A 17,451-nucleotide genomic window follows, 5' to 3' on the forward strand; every position below is an offset into this window, starting at 1 on the left:
AATTTTTCCGTGTAAATCCCCGGAAACCGCAGACGAATACGACGCCCCACTGGCGATCAAGTACCGGACACCCATCCGTCCCCTCTGCCGTTATCGCCTACATTGCCGGTATCACGTGCCCGGGGAAAACCCGCCCCAGCTGCCACGTCGCCAGATGCGGCAATCACCGCTACTGCCCGTTCCGGCGTACCCGGGGGCCCCGTCAACAAGAAAAACTTATCAGTTTTACCAACAAATTCCCGGTTGCCCAGCATTTATTGGGTAGAGACGATGAACCGGTCTAATCCATTCGGAAACTCAAGGAGACAAGTATGGAGCCGCGCGGGTTGCTGTTCGTCGCATCCGATGTCGATGCGCAGGACGAAGAGGACTTCAATCGATGGTATGACAGCGAACACCTCGAGGATCGAGTCAGGATGGACGGCGTTTTGTCCGCGTCGCGTTACGTCGCCGTTAGCGGTGGCCGGCGCTACCTGGCGCTGTACTGGGCGCGTGCGGTATCTGCCTTCGACTCTCCTGCATACGCGCACGCGTTTCGTCACCAGACGCCATGGTCCATCGACGTACTGTCGAAGATGCGCTCACCAGTGCGGCGGATCGGCACCCTGCACGCCGAAATCGGCAAAGGGTCCGGCGGATGGCTGGCGATTTTGCAGCTGGGCATGTCGGACGAAGCCGAGCGACTCATTGAACAATGTATCAAGCTCGGACACACGCTGTCGCAACGCACCGGTTTCGTCCGCTCATACCTGCTTCTTCCGAACGACGAGTTAAGCAGGCCTCTGCCGCTAGAGGACATGTCTTGTCGCCAAATGCGACCGATTCTGATCATCGAGAGCAGCAGCGCGTCATCAAGCGAATCGGCACTGCAAACTGCCATCAACGCGCTTAACGGCTCGATGGCGGATACCGCAAGGTATTGCCTTGCATGGAACCTCGATGCCAAGGAGTGTGCGTAATGGAAAACTCGACGACGTTCGCGCAGGACAAGCATGCCTCGCATGAGGGTTCCATCCTCAAGCCGCGCATGGGCCGTCTCGCCGCCGCGAGTTCAATCGGCACTACGCTCGAATGGTTCGATTTCACCATCTACAACCTGATGGCCGCGCTGGTGTTCAACACGATCTTCTTTCCGTCGTTCGATCCGATGACGGGCACCATCCTCGCCTTCTCAACTTATGCCGTTGGCTATCTGTCGCGCCCGTTCGGTGGCATCGTATTCGGTCACCTGGGGGACAAGCTCGGCCGGCGATTCGTGCTTGTTGCAACACTCGTCATGATGGGCGCGGCAACTGGAGCGATGGGATTGTTGCCGACTTATCAGGTGTGGGGTATCTGGAGTCCGATCTTGCTGGTCGCCCTGAGGTTCCTACAAGGCGCGGCAATTGGTGGCGAATGGGCGGGCGCCGTTCTGTTGTCCATGGAACACGGCGATCAACGTCACCGCGGACTCAATGCGTCGTTTGCCCAGGTCGGGCCGGCGTGCGGCACATTGCTCGGCGCGGGATTTCTTGCCATGTGCTCGACGTTGTTGTCGACTCACGATTTCCAGTACTGGGGATGGCGTATTCCGTTTCTCTCAAGCGCCATTCTGGTGGCGTTCGGCCTGTGGTTGCGGCGCGGTGTAGATGAAACGCCCATGTTCAAGCAACTGGAACGCCACAGTCAAAAGGCACAGCTTCCGATCAAGGAAGTCGTTGCCGGACATTGGCGACGATTGCTGATCGCCGGCAGCGTGCGCATCGGTTCCGATCTCGTCTACGGCCTTTTGATCGTCTTCTCGCTTACCTACATCACGACCATTCTGCATCTGCCACGCTCGCTCGCACTCACCGCGACGATGCTCGGGTCTGTATTGCATGCAATTTGTGTCCCAATCTTCGGTGGCTTGTCCGACCGGCTGGGCCGACGCATTGTATATGGTTCGGGCGCCGTGCTGTCGATCGCATGGGCGTTCGCATACTTCGCGCTGATGGATTCGCGTCAGCCTGCAAGCATCTGCGCCGCGGTGGTGATTGGCATGCTTTTCCAGGCAATGATGTATGGGCCGCAGGCTTCATTCGTGACGGAACAGTTTCCGACCCGTGTCCGGTATGCCGGCGCTTCGCTCGCGGCAACGCTCGGCGGCATCGTAGGTGGTGCGTTCGGGCCGTTGGCCTTCGCCGCTCTATACAAGGCGTATCTGTCTGTCGTGCCAATTGCGCTATACGTCGGCACCGGCCTCGCCATCACGCTCGCCGCCCTGTATGCGGCCCGGGAAACCGCCCGCGACCCGCTCCAGGAATGAACGAAGCGAACCGCGGCACATGCCGCCCACTCCTCCGAACGAGCAAGCTGAGCGACGAAATGAACCGAATGACCTCTCCTGCTGAACTCGTGGCGTCCGATCGTCGGTCTGCCGCTGAACCTCGCGTTCATGCAGCCGGGGCTGGCGCGATTCTGTTCGATCCATCGAACGGTCCCTTCGATCCCATATTGCAGCAGCGACTTTTTGCGCTCGCACAGCGAATCCGCTCGTTAGGGGACGCGAAACGATCGCAGGAGCTGGTATTGGGCGTCAACAATCTCCTGTTCGTTTTCGACCCGCTGTCGCTTGCTCCCAGAGAGGCCGGCGATTTGATGGTCCGACTCTGGGAAACGACGGAACCCCTCGTTCAGCTCGGCCGGGAGATCGAGATTCCCGTCGTATATGGTGGTGATGCCGGTGAGGACTTGCGTCAACTGGCAGCGGGCGCGCTGATGGATGTCCGCGAATACATCCGGCGTCACGCTGAAGCGGAGTACAGCGTGGCCAGCATCGGCTCCATGCCGGGTTTCGCTTACATGACGGGATTGCCGCCGGAATTGAGGGTGCCAAGACGGAAGGTTCCGCGGATCAAGGTCCCGGCCGGCACGGTGATCGTTGGCGGCGCGCAGGCCGGCGTCATGCCATGCACGGCGCCGTCCGGATGGCATCTGCTAGGTACGACCACGCTCGAAATGTTTAACGTCAAACGTGACCCGGTCTGCTTGTTGTCGCCGGGCGACCGGGTTCGATTCAGCGTAGCGAGGATTGAACTGTGATGGAAGTACTGTCGAATGGTGCCGCGAACCTTATTCAGGATCTCGGTCGGCGCGGACACCTTGAGAGTGGGATCAGCCGTGGCGGTGCGATGGACACCATGGCGCTCACGCTCGCAAACGCTTTGGTCGGCAACGATCCCGGCGCGGCCGGTATCGAGGTCAATATGTTCCCGTTCCGGCTGCGCTTTCAGCAGGATACCGATTTCGCGACGACCGGGGCCGACTGCACCGTTCGCCTCGATGATCTGACACTCGCGCCATGGTGGCGCCGCTCGGCCAAGGCTGGGCAAACTGTCGTGATTGAACATCCCAGGAGAGGGGCGCGCGCGTATCTCGCAATCGGCGGAGGAATCGATATCGAGCCAATTTTGGGATCCGAAGCTACCGATCTCAAAGGCGGTTTCGGTGGGATGGAGGGTCGAGGCCTGAAACGCGGCGACGTGCTGAAGGTGCGAAGCCGCCGCACTCCTCCAGTCAGCAAGGCATCCGGGCTTGGCATTGTTCCGCAACGCCTGGCTTCATTCATGCAGGAACTATCAAAAGGCTGCGTGACCGTCAGATTCTTGCGGGGCGCCGAATATGACCGCTTCACGGAATCGGCCCGCGCTGAGTTCGGGCAATCCGAATATGAAGTGACGGCGGAAGCCAATCGAGTGGGATATCGCCTCAGCGGCCCAATGCTCCCGCTGACCGAGCACGTCGAACTGCTGTCGCACGGGATCGTCCCCGGCACGGTTCAGGTTCCGTCATCCGGACAGCCGATCGTTCAGATGGCGGAAGCCAATACATGTGGCGGATACCCGAAGATTGCGACCGTCATCGAGGCCGATCTCTGGAAACTCGCGCAGGCGCCGGTGGGATGCCAGGTCCGCTTCCAGGTAACGGACGTCGAAACGGCCGTTAACGCATTGCGCGAACAGGCCGATGAATATGCCCGCATCCGCGGCAATCTTTCAATGATGGCCGATCGAGACTGACAACGACGCTCGTCAATGAAGCTTTCCGAAGAGGACATGAAGTATGAACGCTAGACAACACATTGAAGTTGACCTGAATTCCGACATGGGCGAAGGATTTGGCCGCTACCGAATGGGCGATGATGACGCCATCCTGAATATTGTGACGTCGGCCAATATCGCGTGTGGCCTGCACGCCGGCGATCCGGAAATCATGGCACGCACGTTTGCGATGGCCAAAGAGCGCGGTGTCGCCGTTGGTGCGCACCCCGGTTTTCCCGACGTATGGGGTTTCGGCCGTCGCGTCATTCCATTCAGCACCGGTGAAATCGAGCGCCTGATTGCGTATCAGATAGGTGCCGCGGACGCACTGGCTCGATATGCCGGTCACCGGATCACCTACGTAAAGGCACACGGAGCACTGGGGAACATGACACAAACGGACGAGGATGTCGCAATGGCAATCGCACGTGCGATCAAGTCTGTCAATTCCGAGCTGATCTGCATGACGTTTTCCGGTGCCGTGATGGAGCGCGTGTGCCGCGACATGGGGCTGCGTGTGCGTAGCGAGGTGTTCGCCGATCGCGCCTACGACGAGGAGGGCCATCTACTACCGCGGAAATTGCCAGGCGCTGTCCTGCATGATGCCGGCCAAGCTGCTGCGAGGATGCTACGGATGATTCAGGCAGGTGCGATCGAGACAGTATCCGGCCGGATGCTGAAGGTACCGATCGATACGATCTGCGTGCACAGCGACACACCTGGGGCAATTGACATGGCCGCCCGTGTTCGCGACACGCTCGAACAGGCGGGCATTTCCGTCAAGGCATTTAGCTGAGGCGCGCATGAATCTGGACATTATTGACGACTTTGTTGCGCTGTTTGACCGCGCGTCCGTCAGCGTGATTGACTATACGAATGGTGACCAGCGGATCAGGCTCGTGCGCGGCCAGCGCGTTTGCGATTCGGCCGCGAATACACCAGCAGCGCTGCCAGCTCAGAACATCGCGAGTACGGTTGTCGATGCAAACGCCCAGACTGGCGCCGTCGGTTCACACCCGCATACGATCGCCGCAGGCATGATCGGAACCTTCTATCGCGCCTCGGCCCCGAACCAACATCCATTCGTGTCTCCTGGTGATCGCGTCCATGCAGGCATGACGCTGGGACTCGTCGAGGCGATGAAACTGCTGAATCCGATCGAAGCCGACCGCGACGGACTGCTAGTCGAAATCCTCGCCGCGGACGGCGCACCCGTCGCACGCGATACCCCGCTTTTCGTCATTGACCCAGCATAGAGATCCAATGTTCGATACCGTACTGATCGCCAACCGCGGCGAAATCGCATTACGCGTGCTGCGCGCGTGCCGCGCCCTGGGCCTGAAGACTGTCGCGATCCACTCCGAAGCCGACGCGGATCTCCGCCATGTTCAATTGGCCGACGACGCGCTATGCATCGGGCCACCACCGTCGTCCCGGAGTTATCTTCGAGCTAGCGAGATTCTCATCGCCGCGCAATTGACGAACGCGAATGCAATCCACCCGGGCTACGGTTTCCTGTCCGAAAACGCCGATTTTTCCGCAGCGGTCGAGCGGGCCGGACTGACCTTCATTGGGCCGAGCTCGACAGCCATTCGCATGATGGGCGACAAGGTCAGTGCGAAGCGCGAGATGCAAGCGGCCGGCGTGCCATGCGTACTTGGCTCCCCGGGCGCATTACCGACGGATGAGCGACTCATCATTGAGATGGCGGACGCTGTCGGCTATCCGTTGATCATCAAGGCGGCCGGCGGTGGCGGCGGCAGAGGAATGCGCGTGGTCCGCGAGCCCGCTGAGCTGCTGCTAGCCGTGTCGACGACGCGAGAGGAAGCTGCAGCAGCCTTCGGAAACTCCGAGGTCTACCTCGAGCGATTTCTAGAACATCCGCGTCATATCGAAATTCAGGTAATCGCCGATATGCACGGCCACGTGATCTGGCTCGGCGAACGAGATTGTTCGATGCAACGGCGTCATCAGAAAGTGATCGAAGAATCGCCAGCGCCGGGCGTTTCCCGAGACGACATCGCACGCATCGGCACCCTGTGCACGCAGGCATGTTTGCGCATCGGCTATCACGGTGCAGGCACCTTCGAGTTTCTCTACGAAGATGGCGCGTTCTACTTCATCGAAATGAATACGCGCGTGCAAGTCGAACACCCAGTCACGGAAATGGTGACTGGCGTCGACATCGTAACTGAACAGATCCGAATCGCAATGGGCCTGCCTCTATCTTTCTCACAAGAAGACATTCAACCGCGCGGTCATGCGATCGAATGTCGTGTGACGGCCGAACATCCTTGGACGTTCGCACCGTCGCCCGGACGCGTCGACTCGTGGCTCGCGCCCGGCGGCCCCGGTATCCGCGTTGAATCGCATTTGTATCCCGGATACGAAATCCCGCCGCACTACGATTCCCTGATAGCGAAGCTGCTCGCCCACGGACGTACGCGTGACGAGGCCATCGCACGGATGCGCGTCGCACTGGACGAGATCGTGATCGGTGGAGTCGACACGTCGATCCCGCTTCATCAGGCGCTGATGAAGGAGCGATCGTTCTCAGAAGGCGGATTCGATATCCATCATCTCGAGCGCGTCCTCGCAAACGGCACATTACAGGGAGCGGTACGATGATGGACCTTCAGCGCATTGAGCGACTGATTGCGACACTGCAGCATGCGGGAGTCGCGGAATGCGTTTATACCATTGGAAATCAAACTATCCGGCTGGAATTCGATTGTCACACAAGTCCGATTGCGAACGAGGATCGCGGGTCTTGGGGCACTCATATGTCAGGAGACGGTGATCCTTCGTTTAGCTATGTTCGTGCACCGTGCAGCGGACATTTTGCCCGCGTCCATCCGTTCCGTGATCAGCCAGTGGCCGGTGCAGACACCGTTGTGAACGAGGGGCAGCATATCGCCTACATCGAAGTCGATTCCATGCTGTTCCCAGTTGTCGCACCGTTTCGCGGCCGTCTGGGCAAGATAGCCGTCGCGGACGGCGACAGAGTGGGCTTCGGGGCGGCATTGATCGAGATCGAGCGAATTGCCGTGAAATAAGGGGATGATGAGTCGCCCGATCTTCAGGATCGGGCGGTAGTGCCATGATCTGCGCACAACACCGCGAGCGCCGCGCGCCGCGCGAACTCGATCGCGGCGATATCTTGCTGGACCATCACGACCGCCAAAGCGCCGTCGTAGATCAGTGCAAGGATAGCCGCCAGTTCGCGCCGCTGAGTTCTCGTGACGGGAAAATCGGCAATGGCCTCCTCGAATACTCCCTTGATGGCGTCCTTGTGGGACTTGACGACCGCATGAATTGGTCCGGACTCGAGATGTTCCGCCTGCGCGCGCAAAAAAGCGCAACCACGAAATCCGTGCCGCGCCACGATAGCCAATCTGTCGAAAATACTAACTGCACGCCTAACGGGGTCGTCTCCAGCCGCTGCGATCGTGTCGCGGATCGCCGATAACGCCGCGGCCCTCCTCCCTTCGAGATAGGCCAGAACAAGTTCCTCCTTGTTGGGGAAGTGACGATAAAGCGTCGCCTTCGCAACTTCAGCATCCTTGATCACCCAATCGACTCCTACAGACCGGATCCCGTGCTCGTAAAATAGTCCGCTCGCTACAGCGAGGATATGGTCACGTATGCTGGAAGACGCGTTCATCGAATGCATAGACAGAGATCGTGAGCGGCAATTGTACTTCGGCCAAAGTTGAATATAGCGGGCGGTTGATGAATCCACCGTTTGCGTCGCCTACAACACTCGCGACAGAAACGCGCGCGTGCGCGGATGGGCCGGCGCGTCGAGCACGACGGCGGGCGGGCCCGACTCGACGATGCGGCCGCGCTCCATGAACAGCACGTTGTCCGCGACTTCGCGTGCAAAGCCGATCTCGTGCGTGACGATCACGAGCGTGGTGCCAGAGCGCGCGAGCTCCTTGATCACGTCGAGCACTTCGTTGACCAGTTCGGGATCGAGCGCCGACGTCGGCTCGTCGAACAGCAGCACCTTCGGGCGCAACGCGAGCGCCCGCGCGATCGCGACGCGCTGCTGCTGGCCGCCGGACAGCTGGCGCGGGTAGGCATCGGCTTTGTCCGCGAGGCCGACGCGCGCGAGCAGCGTGCGAGCGGTGCGCTCGGCGGCCTCGCGCGTGATGCCCGCGACGGCGACGGGCGCTTCCACCAGGTTCTCGAGCACGGTCAAGTGCGGAAACAGGTTGAAGTTCTGGAACACCATGCCGACCGCCCTGCGCCGCTTCAGCACGTCGCGCTCCTTCAGCTCGTGCAGCACGTCGCCGTCGCGCCGATAGCCGATCAGCTCGCCGTCGATATCGATGAAGCCGTCGTCGACGCGTTCGAGATGGTTGATCGTGCGCAGCAGCGTCGACTTGCCCGAACCGGACGGCCCGATGATCGCCGTCACGCTGCCGCGCGGGGCGACGAACGACACGTTGTCGAGCACGCGCTGCATGCCGAACTGCTTCGATACGTTGTGCACGGCGACTTCGCCGCCGGCGCTCGGTAGCGGAGCGGTCGCGTCGTCGCCGCGGGCCGTTGCGGTGGCTGTCGCGTGGCGTGCCGCGGCACGCCGCCACAGCGCACCGATGCGCGCCAGCACGAACGTCAGCGCCGACGGCGGCGGGTTGCGCAGCGCGCCGCGCGCGTAGTGGCGCTCGACCTGAACCTGGATCGCCGACAGCACGGTCAGGATGATCAGGTACCAGACGGTCGCGACCATCAGCAGCGGAATCACTTCGAGATTGCGGCGATAGATCACCTGCACCGTATAGAACAGCTCGGGCATCGCGAGCACGTACACCATCGAGGTGCCTTTCGCGAGCGAGATGAGATCGTTGAACGCGGTCGGCAGGATGGCGCGCATCGCCTGCGGCAGCACGATCCGCGTGGTCTGGCGGCCGCGCGGCAGGCCGAGCGCCGCGGCGGCTTCGAGCTGCCCCTGGTCGACCGCGAGAATGCCGCCGCGGATCACCTCGGCGGAAAACGCCGCGTGGTTCAGCGTGAGGCCGAGCACGGCCGCGAGGAACGGGCTGATCAGGTCGGTGGTCGGCGTGTCGAACCACACGATGTCGGTGAACGGCACGCCGAGCCGCACGTGTTCGTACAGGTAGCCGATATTGTTGAGGATCAGCAGCAGCACGATCAGCGGAATCGACCGGAACAGCCACACGAAGGTCCACGCGCTCGCGGCGAGCAGACGCGAACGCGACAGCCGCGCCAGCGCGACGAACGCGCCGAGCGCGAAGCCGAATACCGCGCCGAGCAGCGTCAGCACCAGCGTGCGCGCGAGCCCGGACAGCACCGGCGGCGACAGAAACCATTCGGCGAATACCGGCCAGCCCCATTGCGGGTTGCCGAGGATCGAATGCAGCGCGAGCGCGATCAGCACGAGCGCGAGCACGGTGCCGGCCGTGCGCGAGCGGTGGCGGGCCGGCACGATGCGCAGGCGCGTGCCGGCGTCGCGGACGCGGGACGAAGGAAGCGGCGGCAGTGCGCCGCCGAGATGGGTCGTGTCGCTCATGTCGGTGAAGGTCCTCGATCGGGTCGGTCGGACGCGCCGCGCGTAGCGGCGCGTCGGCGTCACGCGTGCGCTTCGGCCGCGTCGTCCTGTTTCTGCACCGCGCCGGGCGCCGCATGGCGGCTCGCCTTGCGCGGCAGGCCGAGGTGGTCGCGCAGCGTGCTGCCCGGCAGGTCGCGGCTGTAGCGGCCGCGTGCCTCGAGTACCGGAATCACGAGGTCGACGAAGTCGTCGACGCCCTGCGCCTGCACTGGAAAGCCGAGGATGAAGCCGTCGCCGGCGCCCGCGTCGTGCCAGCGGATCAGCTCGTCGGCGACATGCTCGGCCGTGCCGATGAAGTTCGGGCGCGGCGTCGCGACGGCGAGCGCCGTCTCGCGCAACGTGAGCTGCTTGCGCTTCGCGTCGGCCTTGATCCGGTCGGTGGTCGAGCGAAAGCTGTTGCGGCCGAGGTCGCCGAGTTCGGGGAACGGCGCATCGAGCGCGTACTGCGTGAAATCGTGGTGATCGAAATAGCGGCCGAGATACGCGAGCGCCTCGTCGATCGTCAGCAGGTCGCGGATCGCCTGATATTTGTCTTCCGCCTCGGCGGCCGTGCGGCCGACGATCGGGCCGACGCCGGGGAAGATCTTCACGTCGCCGGGCTGCCGCCCGTGCTCGACCGCGCTCTGCTTCACGCGCCGCGTGAACGCGGCCGTTTCGTCGAGCGACGGCGAATGCGTGAACACGGCATCCGCATACTTGCCCGCGAGCCCGATGCCCGTGTCGGACGAGCCGGCCTGGAAGATCACCGGCTGCCCCTGCGGCGAGCGCTGGATGTTCAGCGGGCCCGCGACCTGGAAGAAGCGGCCGTGATGGTCGAGCGTGTGGAGCTTGTCGCGATCGAAGAAGCGCCCGGTCGCGCGATCGCGCACGAACGCGTCGTCGTCCCAGCTGTCCCACAGCCCCTGCACGACGTCGAGGTATTCGTCGGCGATCTCGTAGCGCAACGCGTGCTCGGGATGCGCCTTGCCGAAATTCTTCGCGGTGCCTTCGAGCGGCGTCGTCACGACGTTCCAGCCCGCGCGCCCGCCGCTGATCGCGTCGAGCGACGCGAGCTGGCGCGCGACCGTGAACGGCTCGCTGTACGACGTCGAGATCGTGCCCGCGAGCCCGATCTTGCTCGTCGCGACCGCGAGCGCCGACAGCACGGTCAGCGGCTCGAAGCGGTTCAGGAAGTGCGGGATCGACTTCTCATTGATGTAGAGGCCGTCCGCGACGAACGCGAACGCGATGCCGGCGGCTTCCGCCTTGCGCGCGATGCCGATCGCGAAGTCGAGGTTGATGCTCGCGTCCGGCGGGTTGCTCGGGTGTCGCCACGCGTTCATGTGGCTGCCTGCGCCTTGCAGCATCAGGCCGAAGGGAATCGATCGTCGGGTGGTCATGGGCGCGTCACGTGTTCTGGTCGGGGGAAAGGGAATGGTCCGAATGGTCGGCCGCGAGGGCCGCCTGCAGCGGCGTGATCGACTGCGCGCCGCCGAGCCATTCGGCCGACGCGAGCCGCGCCGCATAATCGGTCACCGGCGAGTCGATCACGAACGCGTCGACGTCGAGCCGCCGGCTCAGCGCGTCGAGCGCGCGGTGCACGCGCTCGGGCGTGTCGGCCAGCACGGCCGGGCGCAACTCGTCGATCCGGTAGTCGGATGCGCCGCTTTGCCGCGCGAATTCGGCGGCGGCCTGCGCGCTCGCCAGGTTGAAGCTCGGGCCGCCGGCGAATTGCAGCTTGAATATCTTCAGCGGCCCGATCAGTTGCTCGGCCTCGTCGCGGGTCGGTGCGGCGACGGCGTACAGCGCGACGAGCGGGCGCGTGCCGCCTGCGTCGCGGTACGCGGCCAGCGAGCGTTCGAGATTCGCATCGTCGCCGTTGAAGTGCCCCGCGTAGCAGAAGCGCCAGCCGTTGCGGGCGGCGAGCGCGCCGCTATCGGGCGAGCCGCCGAGCAGGATGCGTTCGGGCGCGTGCGGCGGCACCGGCATCGCGACCGCGCCGGCGAGCGGGTGATCTTCGGCGACGCCCCAGCCGAGGAACGCGTCGAGCTCGGCGAGCTGGCCCGCGAAGTCGGGTTTCTTCGCCTTGTCGTGAAACCACTGCAGCGCGCGCGTGGTCAGCGGCAGCCCGCCGGGCGCCTTGCCGATGCCGAGATCGACGCGGCCCGGCGCGAGCGCGGCGAGCAGCTTGAACGTCTCGGCGACCTTGAACGGGCTGTAGTGCTGCAGCATCACGCCGCCCGAGCCGACGCGAATGCGCGACGTATTCGCGAGCAGGTGCGCGACGACGACCTCCGGCGCGGAGCTCGCGAAGCCCGGCGCGCCGTGATGCTCGGCGACCCAGAAGCGCGCGTAGCCGAGCTGTTCGGCACGCTGCGCGAGGGTCGTCGTGAAGCGCAGCGCGTCGGCGGCGGTCGCACCGTCGGCGATTGGGCTCTTGTCCAGCAGGGAAAGTGAATATGTCATAAGACGTGACTGAAGTTCAGTTCAACTGGTCACCAAGCACAAAACCGATCATTGCTTAGGGAGTCCGGGAGGATTTGTCTGTGCCGTGTCAATGGCTTCGGATGCAAGGCTCCATCGGTCCAGGACCTGACGGTACTTGCCATCCTTGATCAAATCGTTTAGCACCAGGGTCAGGGGCTCAGCCAGCCGGCTTCCCTTGCGAGACGCTATTGCAATATCGGCCGTGCGCGGCCAGCCGCCGTTGACGGTACCTACTAGACGGATATCTCCCCGAAGCGCAGCCTGGTAGGCCAGTTGTGCATTCACGCTGAAGATTGCGTCGGCTCTCCCTGCCCTCAGCGCTACCCCGGCAGTCGCATAATCGTCGTAGTACTGGATCGAGATCGGCTTCAGGCCGTGCGTAACATTTTGACGATCCCAGTCGAGCAGGATCTTCTCCTGATTTGTGCCGGCGTCCGTGATGACTCGCAAGCCCGCAACGTCCTTCGGCTCACGAATCGCAGGGATCTTGCTGTTCGACTTCACATAGAATCCGAGCTGATCCCTCCTGTACGTCGAAAAGTCGAATTTCTCCTTCCGTTCCTCGGTGACTGTCACGTTGTACAGTACGATATCTACCTTCCCCGATTCGAGGGCCAGCGGCCAGTCCGCCCATGCGACCGGGACAATCTTCAACTTGCGTCCGAGACTGTCTGCTACAAGCTGTGCTAGATCGGGATCGAATCCGACCACGGTACGCGCATCGGTAGCGTATGTGCTCAGAGGGGGCAAGTACGCACCGATCGCTACCGTCAACGTGTCCGGTTGCGCAAACTTAGCTGTAGCGGGCAACGCACGCAGGGCAACCGGGTCTACTGGGGCTCGAGGCCGGCCGTTCTGCTCCGGACTGAGATCGAACGTTGCTGCCGTTGCAGCGGCACTAACACAAATCATCGCGAAAATCGATGTTCTCGCCACGATACCGGCGATCCATTTCTTTTTTGTCATATGTATTCCTTAATTTTTAATGCTCTGTTCAGCACATTTTTTTGATGGTGAGTAAAAGAACGTGTATCAGCGCGTCGCTTTCTGGAACCCCCGTGCGGTCAGATCGGAAAGCGAATCAGTCCGCTGGGGATCGAGGAGATCCTTGCCAAACGGGAGACTGACATCGATTTCAGGTACGTTGGAAACGTCGAAGAACGGTGTGTAACCGGTATCGACATAAAGCGCCCACGCTTCCGGTTGCCTGACACCCGTTGTCAGATACGCGCGACGATACCCTTGCTCCTTTGCCCGCTGCTCGAGCGCTGCGACGATCGTCCGCGCCAGCCCTTGTCGGCGCCACTCAGGGTGTGTCCATACCCGCTTCAGTTCGACCGTCTGCGCATCGTACCGCTTGAAAGCGCCGCCCCCAACGGTTTCCCCATCGCGGATGACAAGAATGAACGCGCCGTCGGGTGGTAAAAATAGTTCGGCCGGATAACGCGCCAGTTCGTGCTCGGCCTCGCCCCGACTATCTACCCGGTACGGCGCATAACGAGTCGAATACTCGTCGATCAATGCTTCAATCAACGGCCGTGCACGATGATCGGCAGGCGTGGTGTCGACAATGATGAAATCGGACATGACTTCTCGGTCTTTCAATGCTGAAAACAGCGATTCAAATCAATCCGCTCCCGCATGCGGGGTATCGCTGCCATCATGCGATGCCAAACAAGAAGAAAGACCGGTCTGTCTTTATTCTTCGGGAGCGAAACTAGCGCGTGCCTATGAAACACTCACGTAGGCTCTGATGGCCAACTATACGTTTCCATTGCCAAATTTCTAACAAAGCAATTCTGCAAAGGTTATCGTCGTTGTCTCTAGCTCAACTCAACATGCCCTGGGACGTTTCTTGTAGCCATCCGGCCAGTGAGTTCTCTCTTACCCTAGAAATCAGAAGAACTTGATGAAGACTCGGTGGGGGCGCACGCAAGGCATGTTGCTACCCGGGAGTGCGCCGCCGGGTAGCGACCTATACGGTTAAGCAACCGGAGAAGGATCGAAGTCTGGGCGAGCAATTGATTGCAGCCGCGCACGAGGAGCAGCGCTGGCTATCAGAGCAGCCGTATTATCGATGGAAGAAGCAAGTACGCGGGCCTGGAATCGAACCAGGTCCGCGTACTGAAGCAACTCGAGGATGAGAACGAGCGGCTCAAGGAGCCGGTCGCGAAGCTGCGTCTAGAAGACACCCCGCAAACGACATCCCCGTTTGCCTGCTTGGACCGGCCAGAGTTTCATAGACACTCACGAGCCGTTTAGCGCGTAGCGCCGCTCAAACTCTACAGGTGACAGGTCGCCGGCGGAACCATGCCGGCGAATCGGGTTGTAGAACATCTCAATGTAATCGAATACGTCCGTGGCAGCAGTAGCCCTGTTCGGGTAGATGCGCCGCTTAATTCGCTCCTTCTTCAATGCGCTGAAGAAGCTTTCGGCAACGGCGTTGTCGTGGCAATTACCGCGACGACTCATGCTCGGCACCATATGGTGAGCCCTCAGGAATGACTGCCAGTCATCGCTGGTGAACTGACTGCCCTGATCCGAATGCACCATAACGCCGAGGCCCGGTTTGCGTTTCCAGACTGCAGCCAGCAAAGCCTGCAATACCAGGTCGCTGGTCATCGTTGATCGCGTGGCCCAGCCGACGATCTGACGCGAGTACAGATCCATGACCGCCGCCAGATACAGCCAGCCTTCATAGGTTCGGATATACGTGATGTCGGTAACCCAGACCCTGTTCGGCGCGTCGGGGGCGAACTCCCGATTTAGGACATTGGCCACCACGCCGACCGGACCGCCACGATAGCGAGGCTTGCTGCCGTAGCCAACCTCGGCGCGCAAACCTTCTGTCCGCATTAACCGGAACACGCGGTGACGGCTGCACGTCTCGCCCGATTCTCGCAAATCCACCGTGATTTTGCGGTATAAGTCAGTAGTGCCGAGCCTGCGGCATCGTTCTTCGACACCGTCGGGGCAGCCATCTCGCCGGGCAAGTCGGCACGCGCGCTATCCACGGCGTTGCGCACTTCGCTGAGGGCAGCCTGCGGGTCTTTCTCCAGCTTGAATGTCACACTGATGCTGACCGAGCCGTCGGTGATCTTGGTGGTGATGTGGTCTAGCTTCGACAGCGAAGTCAGCTTGTCTTCGATCTTGCGCGCCACCTCGTTTTCCAACTGCGACGGCGCAGTGCCCTCCAGCGAAGCAGAGATGTTGATGGTCGGCAGATCCATGTCAGGAAAATCCTGGATCTGAAGTTTGTGAAATCCGATCAACCCGAAGACGGTCAGTAGAGTGAAGCACAGCAACGCGGGGACGGGGTTGCGGATCGACCACGACGAGATGTTCACAGCAGCCCCCCCTGCCCGCCCCCGGCATCCTTCTGCGTCGACACCCTCACGTGTGCGCCATCCGACAGAAAACCGCCTCCGCTAGCCACCACCCGTGCGCGTGTGCCCGCATCGAGTCCGGAGAGGATTTCGGCACGCCCATCTTGGTGACGTCCGGTGACGACGGTGCGCCGAGTCACCGTGGCGCCGTCGGAATTGAGCACGTACAGGTCGGTGCGGCCATCGCGCGGCACCAGCGCCGATTCCGGCAACGTCAGCGCCGGCGTAGTACCCAGTGCGATCCTTCCGCCTGCGAACATGCCGGGCTGGGCGTCATGCCCGTCCAGCGCCACGTAGACGATGGCGCGGCCAGTACTGGTCGACAGCGTGGGTGACACCAGCCGCACCTTGCCGTCGATCACTTTGCCACCCGGCAAGGTCACGCGCGCAGGTAGGCCCGGGCGAATTCGCGCCAACTGTTGCGCATCGACCTCGGCTTGCCATTCGATCCGCCCCTGCCGGATGAGCCGGAACATCTCCGTCCCGGCGCTGACAACGTTGCCCAGCAGGGCCGCGCGCGACGAAATGATGCCATCGTCTACGGCCATGATGCGCGTTTGCGACAGCACGGTTCGCTTGTTCTGCAACTCGGCCTCGGCCGACGCCAGCGCGGCCCGATCCACCGCTTCCGTGATGCGGTATTCGTCGAGTTTCTGAGCGGCCACGGCGCCGCTATCGGCGACTTGCCTGGAACGCTTCAGATCTGCCTGGGCCTGCTCCAGGTTTGAGCGGGCCTGAGCGACGGCTGCCTCCTGCTTGCGTAGGTCTGCGGTTGCCGTGGCATCCGCCAAACGCGCAAGCAGTTGACCGCGCTTGACCTCGCTGCCGACATCCACGCGCAATTCCGTGATGCGCAGGCTGCCGATCTCGGCGCTGATCACCGCTTCCTGCCAGGCGGTCGTAGTGCCATTGGCCTCGATGGTCTGCGGCCAGTCCTGAGAACGGGGGGCGACCAGGCTGACGGTCAGCGCGGCCGGCGGCGGTTGCGTTTCAGCGCGTGCGAGCGCGCCAGACCTCAGCCACCACGCGGCGGCTCCGGCAACTATGATGAAGGCAGCCAATGCGGCGCTCCGGGGAGTCAGCTTCACGGGGTGGTTCCTTGCAAGAGGGCTTGAACGTCAGGGGCGATCGCGGCGGCCTCGGCAGCAGCAGTCGACGTCGAAGCGCCGCCGGTTTGCCAACCGCCGCCCAGCGCCTTGTAGAGCGCGATCCAGCTCCGGACGCGATCCCGCTGCAGTTCGATATAGGAGATTTCCGCGCTGGTCAACGAACGTCGCGCCTGCTCCAGCGTCAGTAGTGTGTCGAAGCCGCCGCGCCAGTTGGCTTCCGTGGCCCGCTCGTAACGGCGGTATTGTTCGACTGAACGTCGCGCATCATCGCTACGATGGGCCGCGCCATCGAGATCGACCAGCGCGGTCTCGACCTCTTTAATCGCTGTGAGCACGGAGCTACGGTAGTCGGCAAGTTGCGCCTCATAGCTGGCCCTTGCCGAATCTACCGCTGCTTTGCGCTTGCCAGCGTCGAACATCGGGATTGACAGGCTCGGCCCGAGCGACCAGGCTGAAAGTGGAGAAGTCAGATTGGTGGCGGACAACGTGACCGAACCGGACAACGAAATATTCGGCAAGCGATCCGCGCGGGCTTTCCCGATCTCGGCATAGGCTGAAGCCAGCGTACGTTCTGACGATGCGAGGCTCGGCCTCTGTCGAACCAGATCGATCGGGATGGTTTCCACGCTGAAGGCTGCCGACTCCGGCAATTCGGGGGCGCCCGGCCGGTCGATAATTCCGCGCAAGGTCGGCTCGTCGGCCCCCGTGAGCGCCGCCAGCGACTTGACCAGTTCCTCGCAGGCTACCTTCTGCTGCGTAGCCGTGGCATTCGCGCTAGTCAGTATGACTCCCGCGGGGCAAAGGCTGGCCTGCCGTGAGGAATCAAGCGCGGGTTAGCATTGCTGCCAGAG

The 17,451-nt window shown here is 62.2% G+C and carries 16 protein-coding genes and 3 pseudogenes; 9 read left to right on the top strand and 10 right to left on the bottom strand.

Annotated features, from left to right (window positions below; all coding sequences use genetic code 11):
- The first annotated feature begins 311 nt into the window (after positions 1 to 311).
- From ACTJLD_RS26375 to ACTJLD_RS26410, 8 genes are all read left to right on the top strand, one after another.
- Positions 312 to 959, top strand: a complete 648-nt coding sequence (locus tag ACTJLD_RS26375) for a DUF4286 family protein (protein ID WP_151062531.1) — start codon at positions 312 to 314, stop codon at positions 957 to 959.
- Between the two features lie 68 nt (positions 960 to 1,027).
- Positions 1,028 to 2,287: an MFS transporter gene (locus tag ACTJLD_RS26380; protein WP_233629366.1), complete on the top strand. Its 1,260-nt coding sequence runs from the start codon at positions 1,028 to 1,030 to the stop codon at positions 2,285 to 2,287.
- A 59-nt stretch (positions 2,288 to 2,346) separates the two neighbouring features.
- The gene (pxpB, locus tag ACTJLD_RS26385; protein WP_235349549.1) at positions 2,347 to 3,063 is read left to right on the top strand and encodes a 5-oxoprolinase subunit PxpB; all 717 of its coding nucleotides are present in this window, start codon (positions 2,347 to 2,349) and stop codon (positions 3,061 to 3,063) included.
- Complete coding sequence (locus ACTJLD_RS26390) at positions 3,063 to 4,040, top strand: biotin-dependent carboxyltransferase family protein (RefSeq protein WP_200076937.1); 978 nt, start codon at positions 3,063 to 3,065, stop codon at positions 4,038 to 4,040. Before pxpB ends, ACTJLD_RS26390 begins: the two co-directional genes overlap by 1 nt.
- 43 nt (positions 4,041 to 4,083) lie before the next feature.
- A complete protein-coding gene (locus ACTJLD_RS26395) occupies positions 4,084 to 4,857 on the top strand; it encodes a LamB/YcsF family protein (RefSeq protein ID WP_151062527.1) in 774 nt (257 codons plus the stop codon).
- Positions 4,858 to 4,864: 7 nt separating this feature from the next.
- On the top strand, positions 4,865 to 5,317 hold the full coding sequence (locus ACTJLD_RS26400; protein ID WP_175883529.1) for an acetyl-CoA carboxylase biotin carboxyl carrier protein: 453 nt from the start codon (positions 4,865 to 4,867) through the stop codon (positions 5,315 to 5,317).
- A 7-nt stretch (positions 5,318 to 5,324) separates the two neighbouring features.
- On the top strand, positions 5,325 to 6,689 hold the full coding sequence (gene accC / locus ACTJLD_RS26405; protein ID WP_151062525.1) for an acetyl-CoA carboxylase biotin carboxylase subunit: 1,365 nt from the start codon (positions 5,325 to 5,327) through the stop codon (positions 6,687 to 6,689).
- Complete coding sequence (locus ACTJLD_RS26410; protein ID WP_151062524.1) at positions 6,686 to 7,117, top strand: acetyl-CoA carboxylase biotin carboxyl carrier protein subunit; 432 nt, start codon at positions 6,686 to 6,688, stop codon at positions 7,115 to 7,117. Before accC ends, ACTJLD_RS26410 begins: the two co-directional genes overlap by 4 nt.
- A gap of 23 nt (positions 7,118 to 7,140) precedes the next feature.
- Here the strand turns inward: ACTJLD_RS26410 and ACTJLD_RS26415 are convergent, their stop codons facing one another.
- From ACTJLD_RS26415 to ACTJLD_RS26440, 6 genes are all read right to left on the bottom strand, one after another.
- Positions 7,141 to 7,734 (bottom strand): TetR/AcrR family transcriptional regulator, encoded by a 594-nt coding sequence (locus tag ACTJLD_RS26415; RefSeq protein WP_151062523.1) that lies wholly within the window; start codon positions 7,732 to 7,734, stop codon positions 7,141 to 7,143.
- Between the two features lie 81 nt (positions 7,735 to 7,815).
- Positions 7,816 to 9,600 (bottom strand): amino acid ABC transporter permease/ATP-binding protein, encoded by a 1,785-nt coding sequence (locus ACTJLD_RS26420; protein WP_175883530.1) that lies wholly within the window; start codon positions 9,598 to 9,600, stop codon positions 7,816 to 7,818.
- A gap of 59 nt (positions 9,601 to 9,659) precedes the next feature.
- A complete protein-coding gene (locus ACTJLD_RS26425; RefSeq protein ID WP_151062521.1) occupies positions 9,660 to 11,018 on the bottom strand; it encodes an LLM class flavin-dependent oxidoreductase in 1,359 nt (452 codons plus the stop codon).
- Positions 11,019 to 11,025: 7 nt separating this feature from the next.
- Positions 11,026 to 12,084, bottom strand: coding sequence for an LLM class flavin-dependent oxidoreductase (locus ACTJLD_RS26430; protein WP_151062520.1), 1,059 nt, complete (start codon positions 12,082 to 12,084; stop codon positions 11,026 to 11,028).
- 48 nt (positions 12,085 to 12,132) lie between these two features.
- On the bottom strand, positions 12,133 to 13,017 hold the full coding sequence (locus tag ACTJLD_RS26435; protein WP_151062704.1) for an ABC transporter substrate-binding protein: 885 nt from the start codon (positions 13,015 to 13,017) through the stop codon (positions 12,133 to 12,135).
- A gap of 120 nt (positions 13,018 to 13,137) precedes the next feature.
- Entirely contained in the window at positions 13,138 to 13,692 is a 555-nt protein-coding gene (locus ACTJLD_RS26440; protein WP_151062519.1) for a GNAT family N-acetyltransferase, read from the bottom strand.
- A gap of 368 nt (positions 13,693 to 14,060) precedes the next feature.
- Here ACTJLD_RS26440 and ACTJLD_RS26445 point away from each other — a divergent pair.
- Positions 14,061 to 14,292 (top strand): annotated as a pseudogene (locus ACTJLD_RS26445) (transposase); the annotation flags it as partial.
- 60 nt (positions 14,293 to 14,352) lie between these two features.
- Here the strand turns inward: ACTJLD_RS26445 and ACTJLD_RS26450 are convergent.
- The 4 genes and pseudogenes from ACTJLD_RS26450 to ACTJLD_RS26465 form a co-directional block, all read right to left on the bottom strand.
- Positions 14,353 to 15,030 (bottom strand): annotated as a pseudogene (locus ACTJLD_RS26450) (IS3 family transposase); the annotation flags it as partial.
- Positions 15,003 to 15,452: pseudogene (locus tag ACTJLD_RS26455) on the bottom strand (efflux RND transporter permease subunit); the annotation flags it as partial. The pseudogenes ACTJLD_RS26450 and ACTJLD_RS26455, both read right to left, overlap by 28 nt.
- The gene (locus ACTJLD_RS26460) at positions 15,449 to 16,579 is read right to left on the bottom strand and encodes an efflux RND transporter periplasmic adaptor subunit (protein ID WP_151062518.1); all 1,131 of its coding nucleotides are present in this window, start codon (positions 16,577 to 16,579) and stop codon (positions 15,449 to 15,451) included. The gene ACTJLD_RS26460 and the pseudogene ACTJLD_RS26455, both read right to left, overlap by 4 nt.
- Entirely contained in the window at positions 16,576 to 17,385 is an 810-nt protein-coding gene (locus tag ACTJLD_RS26465; protein ID WP_151062517.1) for an efflux transporter outer membrane subunit, read from the bottom strand. Before ACTJLD_RS26465 ends, ACTJLD_RS26460 begins: the two co-directional genes overlap by 4 nt.
- Between the last annotated feature and the right edge of the window lie 66 nt (positions 17,386 to 17,451).

Source organism: Burkholderia sp. 22088, from assembly GCF_052045915.1.
GTDB lineage: Bacteria > Pseudomonadota > Gammaproteobacteria > Burkholderiales > Burkholderiaceae > Burkholderia > Burkholderia cepacia.

Excerpts from the sequence above, each read along its gene's own strand:
- ACTJLD_RS26430 (WP_151062520.1), bottom strand. The coding sequence starts at position 12,084 with ATGACATATTCACTTTCCCTGCTGGACAAGAGCCCAATCGCCGACGGT.
- ACTJLD_RS26390 (WP_200076937.1), top strand. The coding sequence starts at position 3,063 with ATGGAAGTACTGTCGAATGGTGCCGCGAACCTTATTCAGGATCTCGGT.
- ACTJLD_RS26440 (WP_151062519.1), bottom strand. The coding sequence starts at position 13,692 with ATGTCCGATTTCATCATTGTCGACACCACGCCTGCCGATCATCGTGCA.
- ACTJLD_RS26420 (WP_175883530.1), bottom strand. The coding sequence starts at position 9,600 with ATGAGCGACACGACCCATCTCGGCGGCGCACTGCCGCCGCTTCCTTCG.
- ACTJLD_RS26435 (WP_151062704.1), bottom strand. The coding sequence starts at position 13,017 with ATGATTTGTGTTAGTGCCGCTGCAACGGCAGCAACGTTCGATCTCAGT.
- ACTJLD_RS26400 (WP_175883529.1), top strand. The coding sequence starts at position 4,865 with ATGAATCTGGACATTATTGACGACTTTGTTGCGCTGTTTGACCGCGCG.
- ACTJLD_RS26380 (WP_233629366.1), top strand. The coding sequence starts at position 1,028 with ATGGGCCGTCTCGCCGCCGCGAGTTCAATCGGCACTACGCTCGAATGG.
- accC (WP_151062525.1), top strand. The coding sequence starts at position 5,325 with ATGTTCGATACCGTACTGATCGCCAACCGCGGCGAAATCGCATTACGC.
- ACTJLD_RS26410 (WP_151062524.1), top strand. The coding sequence starts at position 6,686 with ATGATGGACCTTCAGCGCATTGAGCGACTGATTGCGACACTGCAGCAT.
- pxpB (WP_235349549.1), top strand. The coding sequence starts at position 2,347 with ATGAACCGAATGACCTCTCCTGCTGAACTCGTGGCGTCCGATCGTCGG.
- ACTJLD_RS26375 (WP_151062531.1), top strand. The coding sequence starts at position 312 with ATGGAGCCGCGCGGGTTGCTGTTCGTCGCATCCGATGTCGATGCGCAG.
- ACTJLD_RS26425 (WP_151062521.1), bottom strand. The coding sequence starts at position 11,018 with ATGACCACCCGACGATCGATTCCCTTCGGCCTGATGCTGCAAGGCGCA.
- ACTJLD_RS26415 (WP_151062523.1), bottom strand. The coding sequence starts at position 7,734 with ATGCATTCGATGAACGCGTCTTCCAGCATACGTGACCATATCCTCGCT.
- ACTJLD_RS26395 (WP_151062527.1), top strand. The coding sequence starts at position 4,084 with ATGAACGCTAGACAACACATTGAAGTTGACCTGAATTCCGACATGGGC.